The sequence below is a fragment of the Endozoicomonas sp. GU-1 genome (assembly GCF_027366395.1).
Classification (GTDB): Bacteria; Pseudomonadota; Gammaproteobacteria; order Pseudomonadales; family Endozoicomonadaceae; genus Endozoicomonas.
On record NZ_CP114771.1, the window covers coordinates 5,129,120 to 5,143,507 of the forward strand.

Below are 14,388 nucleotides of genomic sequence, written 5' to 3' on the forward strand. Positions count from 1 at the left end.
ATTTCTCTGGATTTGAGCAGACTGCTCATTAAGGATGCGCGAATATGAGTCATTTTTTCACGCCGGAAGATTATGCCATTGCGGTGGCTGAGTCCCCCGTTGGCAAATACGTTTACACCCCTTATGTAAAAAGTCTGTTTGTGACACACCCGGTAAACTCTGTGCTGGATCTGCGCTGCAGCGAAGGTTTCTTTTCCCGCCTTGCCCTGGCGGCCGGGGCTGAGTATGTGGTGGGGGTGGATCAGTGCCCGGCCATGCTGGATCGGGCTATACAGTTGAACGAGTCTGCTGAACCGGGTATTGAGTACAAGCAGGCGGATCCAACGACATTGCGACTGGAGCGTTCATTTTCTGCGGTGCTGGCCTTCTGGCTGACCTGTCGCCTGGGCAGCCTGAACCATCTGAAAGAGCTGGCCGAAACCCTCTGGCATCATACGTCATCGGGCGGCTATAGTTATCTGCTGGCGCTGGATTCTGAGCGTCATGCCCGGGTGCAGGGTAATCCTCAGGCACCGGATGACTGCTATGGAAAAAAAGTGGACGCTGTGGCAAACCTGCAGGACGGTGATCCGTTTGAGCTGGCCATTCACGTCGGGGATACTGAGGTTCATTTTACCGATTACTGCTGGTCTAGCGATACCATTGTTCAGTGTTTGCAAGAGGCTGGTTTGAGCAATGTGAATGTGCTTTATCCAGCCGTATCGGAAGAAGGGCTTAAGGCCAGGGGGAGCGAGTACTGGGCTGCGTATCAGGCCGATCCGTTTATTGTGGCAATTGAGGCGTTCAGGACGTGAGGGAAAGGTTTTCGGTATTAGTCCATATACTCAAGAAAATCGCCCGCTACTATAGTTAGTCGTCTGCGTACGTTTGATTTCAGGAAGTGCCGAGTTGTCTGCTATTGCTGTTCTTCCCAGAATGCTGGGAACCCTGTTTATTACTCTCCAACCTCCGAAGAAGCCGGTAGCGTTATTGCCGAACTGGCTGAGCTGCCTGCTCTGCTGGACTGGCAGAATCCTTCTGTTATTGAAGAAGCTGCTGCACAGCTGTGTTCTGTGGATATAGCGGAATTGACTTATCAATTTTCCCTGTTGTTTGAGGGGCAGGGCTCCATGCCAGCGCCGCCCTGGGGATCGGTTTATCTGGATCGGGAAAATTTGCTGTTGGGTGAAACGGCGCAGGCCTATCGCCAGTTTCTGCGGGCAAACCAGGTGGAACTGGATACCGATTTGAATGAGCCGGAAGATCAGTTTGGCCTGATGATTCTGGCCATGGCTTACTTTATGGAAACGGAGAATGACGATGCGGTGGTGGAATTGCTTGGCACCCATCTGCTGCCATGGTCTGGCCGTTATCTGGAGTTGCTGGCAGAGGCGGATGAGAGCGGCTTTTACCGTGCGCTGGCGGTGGTGGCTGATGAATTCCTGAAGGAAGTCTCTGCAGCCTATGATGTGACGGCGGCAACCCATCAGCTATATCGATAAGATTGTTTTACCGCAATACAAGAGGGCTGTCGCACAAGCACTGGAACCACAAAGGCACAAAGACACAAAGTTTTTTATGGGCTTGCCTGAGCTACGCTCGGCAAACAAAAAAGGCTTCCTTTGTGTCTTCGTGTCTTTGTGGTTCAAAAAGGCTAATTCAAAGCCTGTTGTTTCATCACCTGCAGCAGTGCCTGAACCGGGTGTGGAATCTTGCCATCCCCATAACGTTTCACCTGGCTGCGACAGGAATAACCGGTAGCTACCAGCCTGCCACTGTGTTCAGGGTTCTGCACAACCTCCTTCCAGCTCATGTCGTAGAGCTTTCTTGAGGTTTCCTGATTACGGGTCTCATGGCCGTAGATGCCCGCCATCCCACAACAGCCGGTGGCTTTATAGGTGAGTTTAAGACCCAGGTCACTGAATAGCTGTTGCCATTGAGCAGGAGCTGCGGGGACATTGGAGATTTCTGTACAGTGGCCCAGTAGCACAAAGTCTTCTGCCTCAGCGGAGGCAAGGCTTAATGGCAACTGACGTATTGTTTCTGACTGTTTGGCGAACCATTCGGACAGGAGCAGTACTTCCGGGGACCTGTCGCCCATCACTTCCCGGTACTCATCCCGATAGGTCAGGGTAACCGCCGCATCAATGCCCACCAGGCTGATGCCACTGTCGGCCAGTACTTTCAGCTCCTCACCATTGGTTCTGGCGATTTTTTCAAACCGACCCAGGAAGCCATAGACATGGAGTACTTTTCCATTGGGGCGATAAGGGGCAATCAATGGGCGGTAGCCAAGACGAATCAGCAGCTCAACCAGGTCGGTCAGCAGCGGTGTTTCAAAGAAGCTGGTAAAGGCGTCCTGAATAATAATGACGGTTTTATCCCGTTCACTATCGGGGATGGCATCCAGCAACGTGCGGTTGGCAATGGCCGCACCAGCACGACAGCAGTCGTTAACCGGCGATGAACTGGTAATCGCCGGAATATCCTGCAGACCAATGGTTTTGCTGGCAAGGGTATTGGCCACCGACCAGCCCATAACCAGATTGTAAGCCGGTTTGATCCTGGCGAGTACCGGCAGCATTGGCTCCAGTAAACCGGCCACATGGTGTTTGACCGGTCTCGGGTAGCGGCCGTGGTAAAGTTCGAAGTAACGGGAGCGCAGGTCGGGCACATTGACCTGAATCGGGCACTGTCCGGCACAGGACTTACAGCTCATGCAATTATCCAGAGCGCCATACACCTGATGACTGAAGTCCTCTTCACCTCGCCATTTGTTCACCAGGTTTATCAGTTTCTGACCACCGTTGTAGAGTGGGCCCGCCTGACGGATCTTATGGCTCTCGCCAGCTATGTCGGCACCAGCGGCGGTTTGTAACCGCAGCCACTCCCGCACCAGGCCAGAGCGGCCTTTCGGGGATTGCGTCCGGTCATAGGTGGCTTTCCAGGTGGGGCACATGGCGCTGTTGGGGTTGTAATTAAAGCAGGCACCATTGCCGTTGCAGTACAAACTGCTGGTAAACGCGGCAAAGGCATTGCGCTCAATTTCCCGGTCCTGCTGGCCACGGGTGGGCACTTCATCAATCTTCAGCAGCTGAACCGGTTCGGTGGCGGGGGTGGCAATCTTGCCGGGGTTTAACTGATTGTAGGGATCAAATACGCCTTTAATTTCCTGCAACACCGGGTAGAGCTCGGCAAAGAAGTCCGGTGCGTATTCCGAACGGATCCCTTTACCGTGCTCACCCCAGAGCACACCACCATAACTTCTGGCCAGGGCGGCCACGTCATCACTGATTAACCGGACCAGTTTCTCCTGTTCCGGGTCTTTCATATCAATGGCCGGGCGGACATGGAGAACACCGGCATCCACATGCCCGAACATGCCATAGGAAAGGTGGTGACTGTCCAGTAGTGCCCGGAACGCCTGAATAAAGTCAGCGAGATTTTCCGGAGGAACCGCCACATCTTCCACAAAGGGTATAGGTCGTGCGTCGCCTTTCATATTGCCCAGCAGCCCGACAGCCTGCTTGCGCATGTTCCATATTTTTTTAACATTGCCAGTGCCGTTGACTACGCTGTGACCGGCTCGCCAGGTACTGACCGGTTCTTCAAGTACGGCTTTCAGGCGATCGATACCCTGCTGAATCTCCGCTTCATTGTCGCCGGTAAACTCGACAAAGTTGATGCCGTCAATATCATCACTCTGCCCGGGAAAGAAGCCTTTGACGCTTTCCCAGACACTGTCAGCCTTGGCCAGCCCAAGCACACGGGAATCGATGGTTTCAATGGAATCTGGCACGGCGGACATCAGTGTCTGGGCATCCTGCAGCGAGTCCTGGAAACTTCTGTAGAAAACCAGCACCAGGGCAGAGTGTTTGGGAATAGGCAGCAGATTAACTTTGATTTCACTGATGATAGCCAGGGTTCCTTCGGAACCGCAGAGAATGGCATTCAGGTCATGCTGGTTATCTTTATTGACAATATTGGCCAGATCATAGCCGGTCAGGTTTCGATTCAGGTGCGGGAATACGTCAGACACCTGTTGTTGATGTTCGCGATGGGTCTTTTTCAGGGTGTTATAAATCTCACCAATACGATCCCGTCGTTGACACAGTTGCTCAAGTTGATCGTTATCGACTGGTGAGGAGTTCCATACCGTGCCATCGGCAAGCACTGAGGTCAGTTCAAGTACATGGTGGCGGGTTTTGCCATACACTACGGAACCCTGACCACTGGCATCGGTATTCACCATGCCGCCCACGGTTGCCCGGTTGCTGGTGGAGAGTTCCGGGGCAAAGAACAGGCCTTCTTTCGCCGCCAGCTCGTTCAGGTAGTCCTTGACCACGCCGGATTGAACCCTGGCCCAGCGCTCTTCGGTGTTGATCTCCAGCACCCGGTGCATATAACGACTGGTGTCCACCATAAAACCAGACGTCAGCGACTGACCATTGGTGCCGGTACCACCACCACGGGGAGACACGACGATCTGATGGAACGATGGCTTATTGGCCAGGGTGAGAATCTTGCTGATGTCTGCCGTTGAGCGAGGGTAGAGCACGCCCTCTGGCAGTACCTGGTAGATTGAATTGTCTGTTGCCAGAACAGTCCGGTCGGCATAGCCCAGTTCAATATCCCCGCTAAAGCCAGCCGAGGCCAGTTCACTGGCAAAGTGACTATATAAGGTATTTGTCGTTTTTTGATCCAGCCTGCTGATCACCGCTTTGCTCCCCATCAATCCCGTGGGGTATTGTACGTAAAGCAGGAAAAGTAGGGAACAAAAGATGGCGGGTTTGTGATTTACTCTGGTATGTTGTGGTTTCTAAAGTCGTTGCCCGATGCCCGAAAAAGCACAAGCACATGCGGTCTGTCTTTTTCGGGCGGCGGGAAGCGGGCAGCGTTTATTGAAATATGACCGTTCCTAAGCCAATGCCTCCTGAAGAACCTGCATGTCAGGTTCTGAAAACGGCAAACCCAATGCTTTCTGCTGAGCCTGCTCAGACATTTTCTTCCAGGTTTTCTGCACAATGACGACCACCTTGTCCCTGCGGTATAAGTAGTTAACCAAATGAAATCGTATTTTCTGACTAATTGGACAGTCACTCCCGGCAACTGCTCCTGCGTTGCTCTAGCTCCTGCATCCATGCAGTCGTGCGGCGTTACAACTACGGTCACATAGCTACGGCTATGCTCCCTACGTTGTGCCTTGCATAGTAACTGCCCACTTAGCCAGAAATATACGATTCCATTTGGTCAACTACTTAAGTGCAGCATGTACAGTTGCAGAATATTTATATATTCTGCACCATTGTGCAGTTATTTTAATGGCAGCTACTTAACAAAATGTGACTGTTAATAAAAAGTTACTTCTGAGCTGGCGAGGCAGGTGCTCCCCGCGCTCAATAAAAGACAGTGGTACAACTTACGGGCGGTAGCGTGTACGAGACAAAGGAAGCGTTGTCACCTACCTATATAAATGTCTGTCACACCATCATTAGTCATTTTTTTGAGTGAGAACTATATGGACAATAAAGAATTTGCAGGTTTTTGGATTCGCTTTGGTGCAATGATTATCGATATGATCGTCATGTTTATCGTTTTATATATCCCGCTGTCCTTTATCTATGGTGAAGAGTACTGGGTTGACGATAAATTGATATATGGGTTTTGGGATATATTGCTAGGATATGTCGTCCCATTTGCAGCAACCATTTGGTTCTGGTTGCGTTATATGGGAACCCCCGGAAAAATGGCGACCAGATTACGAGTGGTTGATGCCACAACCGGTAAAAAAATGAGCACAGGTCAGGCAATAGGCAGATACTTTGCCTACATTCCTGCCATGCTGCCTTTAGGGCTTGGCTTTATCTGGATCGGCATAGACAAGCGAAAACAGGGTTGGCACGACAAGCTCGCAGGAACTGTTATTATTCGCGATACATCAAAAGAGCCGGTTCAATTTAGATGAAGAAATAAAAGGTAAGTAGTTGGCCAAATGGAATTGTATTTTCTGGCTAAGTGGTCAGTTACTATGCAAGGCACAACGCAGGGAGCATAGCCGTAGCTATGTGACCGGAGTTGGAACGCCGCAGAGTGACTGATCACTTAGCCAGAAAATACGATTTCATTTGGTTAACTACTTACGTACCTCAGTATTAGTACCCATCTGATGAGGGCGAGCATTGAGTTCAAGCTCTTCCTGATTCTCAATTTCAATCTCATCATCAGTAGGATTTACCATAGTGGCAGTCTCATTGGGCGCAATTGAGTTCATCATATCATTTTGAATTTCCAACAGAGAAAATCAACGCTGTGTCAAATGGGCACAGCGTAGCATCAAGCCATTCAATCCAACAAAATCGCCTTCTGCATCAACATCTGATTATTCTGATAAAAAGGAACATCAGTGTTGCCCAAAACAGTGGCAGGGATATTAGCCAGCTCCACCAGGTTATCCATAGGCACCACCACCGACTTGGCCCCGTTCTCAGACAACATGGTCAGCTTATCCGCAAAGTTAATGGCCCGCTCAATAGCACCACCCACCGAGATATTCCCCAACACTGCAAGCCCAGCCTTGAGGTTTTTCTTGTAGAGCGCCGAGACAATCGCAATATACACCGCAGAACCAATACCAGATGAAACAGAAGAACCCAGCATATTAGTAACCTGAATGGTGATATCGTAATTCTTCAGCGAATGCTGCTCACTCAGAATCGTCTTCTCATTGGCCTTAATATACTGGTAGGTGTTCTTCACATTCTCCTTAACACTGTTGCTGCTAACACCGGTAATGTTCAGCTTGCCAGAGCCGGAAACCGCAACCGCTTCAATCCGCACCAGTGCCACATTATCACCATCACTGGTACTGGTATAACAGACACCCGGCGGCAGCGGCGTATTTTCAATCAGATGCGAGCCTTTCTCTTCCGGCAGGCCAACAAAATGCTCTTCCTGAGTTTCCTTGTCGATATAGGAGAAGTTGGTATCCCAGAACTCCATACCGCCAATGCGCTTTAACTGCTCCTTGACCCGGCGACGCATTTCCAGGGCTATTTCCAGGTACTCCCGAACATCGTCCTTGGTGTACTCACCATCCGGATGCAACAGCTTGATAAAACCGGAAACCGTCTTCTTAACCGGTTTGGTATCACGCTGCTTCAGGTGTGAACCAAGCGAGTAAAAGTTTTCCAGCGCATCGGTATACGTCACCCGCCGGAACGATTTCAATGCTTCCGAAAAGTAATCCGTACTGAAACCAAAGTTCGCCGTAAAGTGCTGCGGCGCAAACTTGATCATCTCCCAGCCTGGCAGATAAAAGTGCAGGCGATCCAGAAACGCCGTATCGTTACTCACCTCAGCCGACAGCGGACTGAATAGATGGGAAGTCTGCAGCACCGTCTCAACCGGCTGGTTAATGTTACCGTTCAGAATAATGGAAGCCACACCGGTAATCTCACCACCGGCACCGGCCCGGGAGAACGAGCCAGACTCCATATAGTCTTTCATCAGTGGCACGGCATCTTTGTCTTTAAAGATTTTATCCGTCGCCTCATCAAAACAGATGGCATCCCACTGGCCCACAGCCCCCACCTTGCCGGTAGAACCATGGACAAACAGCTTGGCCACCGTCCCCTGGCCACCGGAAATCAACACCGCATAAGGTGTCAGCTCTTTAAAGACAAACGACTTACCCGTTGAACGCGGCCCCAGCTCAATAAAGTTAAAATTACTTTCCACCATGGGCAGCAAGCGGGCCAGCAGCAGCATCTTGATCCGGTCATTGACCCCTTCAGCACTGGGTTCATAACCACAGCTGCGCAGCAAAATATCCAGCCATTCACTTTTGCTGAACGCCTTGCGCTTATTGATAATCTTGCTGTTATCAAAAGAAGAGAGCTGAATCGGTTTGATGCTGGTGACCACAAACGGATAGATATGCTGGCCAATCCGGATATCCGGATCATACTCCACATCGATAATGGCCCAGATACCGCCCATCAGCATCTTTTCGTGCTCTTTCACCAGCCCGTCACGAATATTGCCGTGGGTGATATTACTGTTCTGGAGTTTGGCCCAGTAGATATCCTTTTTGGAATCCAGCTCCACCGAAATTTTATCGATAATCTTGTAACGCCCTTTCTCCCGAATCTTGGAATGAATCAGGGCGCTCTCTTCCGGGTTCACATAGTGCTCACTGAGAATGCGCTTTACATTTTCCATGCCTTCCCGAATTTTCTCTTCATCATCGGTAGAGCAGGAGTTGGCGATCAGATACTCAAGCACGAAGACAGGCACGTTAGCACCTACCTTCACCAGCCGCACCAGGTCTTTTTTCACCACGTAGCCCCGGAAATGTTCCAGCAGCTTAAAGTCCAACTCATTCAGCACGGCCATTGCCCATTCCTCAATTCAAATCCTCCCGCTGGCGTCATAGTAACCCGCCTAAATCCCGGTCGTTATTTCGCTTAACGGTCGCCCGGTCAAGATGCTGTTTTGTGCTGGCATCTAATAACTGTACTTCGATCTCATCATAGCCAGAGAAACTGTATTCTTTCACCACGGCACTATCATCGTTCCTGATAGTAATAATATCGCTGGTATTGACTTGCTGTTTACCCGCAAAAAAGACCATCACTACCTTACGTTCACCGGTGAACAGATTATCTTCAGCCGCTTCAGGCTCAAGTTTAATCTGATAATAGTCTCCCGCCACGCCGCTCAGGTCACTCTTGTTAGCGATGGATACTGCCAGCTCCCCGATATCATCAGCTTCCTTCTCCCAGCAGAAGTAAGGGGTGATCAACTCCTGTGGTGCCAGCCCCCCATGAGAAAACCCATAAGTACCAGGCGTCTTGAACGGGTTCATGGTCTGGGCAAAGTACAAATAGCTGAACTCGTTATAATCTCTGGTCCTTTCAATAAACTGAGAGGTCAGGTCAGGCTGTTGCACAGCTGTTCTGACAAATCGTTCATCAATATAGTGTTCACCCGTGGGCTTAACGACAATCTTATCCGCTTCACTGAGCATACCCGTTAATACAAAGCCATGGTCACTGATCAGATAGACTTTGTTATAACCACTGTTCAGCAATTGCGATACTTTCTCGGCAACAAAAGCGATAGCACCTGGGAAAAATTTCAGTGCCTTATGGTCGATCTTATCTCCCAGGTCATCAATGTCCTTATAAGTGCAAATCAACACCTGACCTGCTCGGGCCTGATCATTCACTTCATCAAGCCTCAGGTAATCGATGGTGGTGTTCCCGGCATTCTGCTCTGTCAGATATTTTTCCCGCTGCCCCTGCACAGCGACAATACTGCCGTTGTCCATATAGATATGGCTCATATTGTTTTCAGTTTCAGAGGGGTAATCCGCCAGGATAGCATCCCGGGTCAGCTTAAACTGACCCTTAACCTGTAAAGCAATCTGCTCAGTAACTTCATAAGCCACTGCATCACCAACAATCACCGCTATCTTCTTGCCAGTATTCTGATCAATAATTCGCTGCAAGGTACCGGTCTGGTTTTCCTGATACTGATCAAAGTACCGGAACCACTTATCCATAAAAATGGTCACCAGCTCTTTATAACGGGTCTGAAACGGCTCCAGCAACTCAGGTTGATTCAGAAACTCGGTGTACAGGTTGCGGATGGCGGTATCCAGCGAACTGAAGTTTGCCTTGTAATAGTCAATACAATCACTTAAAGAACCCAGGCTATTCATCAGTCCTGAATCAACATTCAACAGCGTAAGAAGGTCCGCCCAAAAACGGATACCCAGGGCCTGAGCCTGCTTACTGTGATGTCGCTGCTTCAACTTATCCAGCAGACGTTTATCCAGAGTATTACTTGCCAGCTGTTCTCCGACGACTTTCAGCCATTGTTCATCCACTTGCCGAAATGGATGATCCGGATGCACATGCCAGATATCCACACCATTCAGTGCGCCACCTTGAGCTGAATAGCGGCGCAGATAGTCAGGAAACGATGAAGCGTAGGTGTTGGAATCCAGCCAGCCGGTATACACCGACCACAGGGTTTTATCGCAAGCATTGCTGGCCAGGCCATCCAGCATGGCATTCACCACCTCACTGGCCAGTGTTGTCGGCGGCTTGTCCATATACTCCTGCCCCAGCAGGGCATTCACCTGCCGATAGAAGGTTTCCCGTATCTGGGCATCGTAATGGCTACTGGCAAAGGTATCCGGGGCATGAACAAAGGGCAGCAGCTCCTTCTCCAGGTCAAAAATCTCCGATACGCCCTTATGGCTCAGGTCAAACCAGTAAGACTTATCTTTACCCACACTGACTTTCGCGGCAGCCACCAACTCGCTCTGGGGCAGGTTGATATTCAGATTCAGCGTCTGATGCACCTTATCCTTGATGTAATTCTGCAAATATCGGATTTCGATCACACCGTGGGTTTCGCAGTATTCCCGCACAAATTTCAAATCATCTTTGGTTCGCTGGGTATAGACCAGAAACTTCTGGCCGGAATCAGGCTCTGCCTGCAGCGCCTTTTCAATACGGTATTTGGCCTCAAGCTCTTCCAGATCACTGCCGGTCTTATGGATTATGCAATGGTCCGGCAGGGTGTTCAGCAGAAACTCCGCATCACCACTGGCATCAATAAATACCGCCACCGGGTGATGTGCCAGAATGCGCTGTACATCGTCGTTAAACCAGGAATCAATCATTGTCGGGCATCCTTACCAGTCGGCGTTCAGGTATTTTTTCAGCTGACTGGCATTGAGCACATCGTAAGCCAGCATCTTTTTCTGTTGCAGCGGTGCAATATTTTTACCCACACCATCGTCGAGAATGGGGTTGTAACCTTCCGCCAGCAACTCATCGATCTTTTTCTTAAAGGTGTCGATCTCTTTTAGCTGTTTGAAGATGCGGGCCTTCTCATTCTGGGCTTCGGCGCTTTCGTTATCAGACAGATCGCTCTGACGGTTTGCCAAAGCGCGTTCACGGTTTTCGATATAGACCGAGCGCAGGCGCATCAGCTTATCGCGGTTCCATTTGTAGATAATGATGTAGCAGTCAAAGCCTTGTTCTGGGCCGCTGGTTAGGTGCCAGATAAAGGGAGTTTTTGGCAAATATTGGAACAAATTGAGATGCTCAGTCAGTTCCTCGAAGAAATATTTATTTATGTAGTCATTTATTGGTCGGCCTAATACAGAATCAAAACTGGAATACTGTGCAGAGGTAAAACTTTTTTCCTGGAATGTTTCTTCGATACGGTCTAACAGCACTTTCTCCCCAGCGTTGGGAACCAATGGTATTATGCCATCCTCATCTTTCATCAGAATCTCACGAATCATATCGGCAAGAAATTCCATGGATAGAATGTTCATGCGCTGTTTTGGAATGGTGCTAATCTGTTTGAACCAGTACCAAATATTAATTGGATTGACTTGATAACGAATGCAGAACTCTTCAAAGTTGTTATTGCTCTGATAGAGTGTAGAAAAACGATTTTCTATACTTGCACGTTCTTCTTCCTCGAAATCTTTGACTGGCAACTTTTCTAAATAATCAGCAATTAAATGTAAAGAAAATATATTCGATGCATCTAATTCAGTCATGAATGCGTCGCGGGCTTCACTATTTATTGGTAATGAACCGACACAAGGGCCTTCTTTTTCAATCACCATCGTCTCATCATGTTCAGTCAAATTGTAAATTTTAAAGATTATTTCGTTAATTAAAGCCTCGTTAATCAGAATCTGAGTAGAAAAATAGTTTTCATGATTTAGAAACCCTTTGATTCTGGTTTTAAATTCAGATTGTTGAAAAGTTAAAAGTGGTGATTTCTCAAACAACTGCTCAAACAAAGAAAATTTACAAAGATGTTTCTTTATATCTATACACCTTCTTGAAATTAACTGGACTTTTGATTCTAACTTTTTAGGAGGGATGACAAATGGAATTCTTTCAACATCACCTACTTGAGTTGATACGGTGGGGTTTAAGCAGCTCAGGATATAGAATGCTAATTTTGAATTCAAAAAAGCAATTGCATAATTTAAGTTGTCATATATGTTTGAATAGATCCCAGGGCTGCCACTATCTATTATTGTGTTTTCTGGCATATATCTAAATGATGCACCTTTAGAGCCAGATTTTGCAAAGGTTATCCCTTCTTTAAAATAAAACTTTTCACTTCGCAATGTAGCTCGTGGTTTGCCATTAACATCAGTGAAAGTCCTTATCTCATATCCATTATCTTCCCAGTTTACGATCGTCCATATGTTGCCATACCAGCGATTAAATGGACCACCTTTCACATAGTTACGCCACTTTCGAGCATCATCAACCTTTTTAGATAAGCTGGATCGATCAACCTCCCACCAAAACCTAAGAAATCTATCATTGTTTGCAGATGTCAATCCACCACCAGCATTAAAATATTCACCAAATCCTTTTGTCCCAAATTTTTCTCGAAACTCATCAGAGATCCAGTAGATAAATGGCCAAGTTTTTATTTTCTTTAACCTGTTTTGATGCAAGGAATAGTTATTTTTATGCTCAATTCCGTTTATTAAGGCAGTATAAGAATCAACAAAGGCTTCATAGCGCTTTCCTTCGTAAACATTGTTTAATTTTATAAATGATGCATCATTATTAGAATTGCATCTGTCTAGTACATACATCGCTGAATCTACGCGAGCTGAAGAGTGAAACATACCTAAATAGCCCCACTCAATAAATATATCAATCCCTGTGTTTTCGATTATGTACTTTCGGACATCTATAAATGATTTTATATACATAAATGTTGGAGGGTGAACCATTGCGACTTTGCCATCTAAGCTTGTTAGTTCACAACATCGTTTGATAAAGGTAGCGTATAGGTTTGTGTGAAATTTGTACGGTTTTTTATAATTATTCTCAATAAATATCTTGAGCTCATGACCAAAATCTGCGCTATCGGTATAAGGAGGGTTAGCCGCAGCAATATCATACTCAGTAGTCAACAATTCAAGGAAAGTAATCGCATCCCGAGTTTTGCTAGTTAGAAATGTATTAGCCCCAGTTTTAGCAAACTTCTCCACGGCTTTGCTCAAATTGGTAAAGAAAGCCGATGCAAAGTCTTTGTGCTCTTCAACATCAGCCGCGCCAAACAAATCCCCTTCAGCCTTTTCTTCTAGTTCTTGCAGCTCCTGCTTCAATAGTTCATCAATATGAATCAGCGAACCAAACTTATAGGCATACCGCAAATCACTCCAGACTTTTTCAATCAGCTCTTTTTGCTTTGGTTGTAATGTGGAGCCATCTTCAAAAATAGTACGCACTTCATTGAAGTTAGGTAGGTAGAAGTCAGAAGAGACTACTTTAAAACTCAGCTCACCAATGGTACGACGCTTCTTCCGAGCCTTAATATAAAGCCCCAACTGCGCCAACTGCACAGCCCGATCATCCAAATCAATACCGTGCAAGTTGTTCTCAATAATCAGCCTGGGAATATCTTTCTCTTCGTAGTCTGCACCGTAGTTATCGATCTGATCCTGATAGAGCGCATAATAAAAATCGAAAGCATAAAGCAGGAAGTTACCCGAGCCACAGGCCGGATCAATGATTTTTACTTCATGAAGTGGCTTGCGCTCCCGAATTCGGGTTTCCGGCGCATTAGCAATTTTATACGCCTTCTTTATTTCAGAGTCGGGATACATTTCCAGATACAACTTACCCAGAGAGTTCTGCACCAGAAACTCAACCACCCACCGTGGGGTATAGACCTGGGACTGCAGGGAAACCTTGTCATACTCGGTTTTCGCCTTGCTGTCTTTATGGGCCTTTTTCTTCTGGTTGTTGTAGCTTTCGTACATCCAGCCCAGCACATCATCACTGAGCCAGATATCGCTGCCCACCTGGGCATCCTGCTGTATTGCATTAAACCGATCAATAATCTCATTCAGGCTGATCGGATCTGGCAATAAAGCATAGGGGTACTCTTTACTGTACAGGGGCAAGGTCTGCCCCAGTTCATTAAAGGCGTATATGATATAGTCCCGAATCCCTTCCAGCTCTTCGTCCCGCATATGGGGATAGTCTTCCAGCCAGGCTTTATGACCAAAGGAGCGATTACCGTGCTCCATCTGTTTGGTCAGGATCGGGCGGAACAGGCTGGCAGCCTCCATCACTTTAATGGCAGCCAGTCGGTTAAACAGGGTAAAGGTCAGTTCATCAATCAGCTTTTCCCGACCGGCCTGGCAACTGCCGGTTTCCGCCTCATGGCTGGCCAGCATCAGGTTAAACCGTTCCCGTTTTGCCCGCACTTCTTCGGGCAGCTTGTCTTCGGCGGTCTGTTTGGTTTTGCCAAAACCAAGACGGGCAAACTGCTTATCGAAGGCACCCTCAATCAGCTCCCGCAGGCTGTCAACGTGATCGGCTAATTTCATGG

General features: G+C 47.9%; 8 protein-coding genes. 3 read left to right on the forward strand and 5 right to left on the reverse strand.

All coding sequences use genetic code 11. The annotated features are described in order from the left end of the window. Positions 1-44: 44 nt before the first annotated feature. Both O3276_RS21430 and O3276_RS21435 read left to right on the forward strand, forming a co-directional pair. Entirely contained in the window at positions 45-794 is a 750-nt protein-coding gene (locus O3276_RS21430) for a class I SAM-dependent methyltransferase (protein ID WP_269673132.1), read from the forward strand. 258 nt (positions 795-1,052) lie between these two features. After that, complete coding sequence (locus O3276_RS21435; protein WP_442876543.1) at positions 1,053-1,481, forward strand: molecular chaperone TorD family protein; 429 nt, start codon at positions 1,053-1,055, stop codon at positions 1,479-1,481. Positions 1,482-1,633: 152 nt separating this feature from the next. Here O3276_RS21435 and ydiJ read toward each other — a convergent pair whose 3' ends face one another. Continuing rightward, positions 1,634-4,696 (reverse strand): D-2-hydroxyglutarate dehydrogenase YdiJ, encoded by a 3,063-nt coding sequence (gene ydiJ, locus O3276_RS21440; protein ID WP_269673133.1) that lies wholly within the window; start codon positions 4,694-4,696, stop codon positions 1,634-1,636. A gap of 801 nt (positions 4,697-5,497) precedes the next feature. On the opposite strand from ydiJ, the gene O3276_RS21445 reads away from it, so the two are divergent. Further along, the gene (locus O3276_RS21445; RefSeq protein ID WP_269673134.1) at positions 5,498-5,944 is read left to right on the forward strand and encodes an RDD family protein; all 447 of its coding nucleotides are present in this window, start codon (positions 5,498-5,500) and stop codon (positions 5,942-5,944) included. A 168-nt stretch (positions 5,945-6,112) separates the two neighbouring features. Here the strand turns inward: O3276_RS21445 and O3276_RS21450 are convergent, their stop codons facing one another. From O3276_RS21450 to pglX, 4 genes are read right to left on the reverse strand one after another with little or no spacing between them, the layout of a single operon-like run. Continuing rightward, positions 6,113-6,271, reverse strand: coding sequence for a hypothetical protein (locus O3276_RS21450; RefSeq protein ID WP_269673135.1), 159 nt, complete (start codon positions 6,269-6,271; stop codon positions 6,113-6,115). A 50-nt stretch (positions 6,272-6,321) separates the two neighbouring features. Then, positions 6,322-8,373, reverse strand: a complete 2,052-nt coding sequence (brxL, locus tag O3276_RS21455; RefSeq protein ID WP_269673136.1) for a protease Lon-related BREX system protein BrxL — start codon at positions 8,371-8,373, stop codon at positions 6,322-6,324. A gap of 34 nt (positions 8,374-8,407) precedes the next feature. Next, complete coding sequence (locus O3276_RS21460) at positions 8,408-10,675, reverse strand: PglZ domain-containing protein (RefSeq protein WP_269673137.1); 2,268 nt, start codon at positions 10,673-10,675, stop codon at positions 8,408-8,410. Between the two features lie 12 nt (positions 10,676-10,687). After that, positions 10,688-14,386, reverse strand: coding sequence for a BREX-1 system adenine-specific DNA-methyltransferase PglX (pglX, locus tag O3276_RS21465; RefSeq protein WP_269673138.1), 3,699 nt, complete (start codon positions 14,384-14,386; stop codon positions 10,688-10,690). Positions 14,387-14,388: the final 2 nt, after the last annotated feature.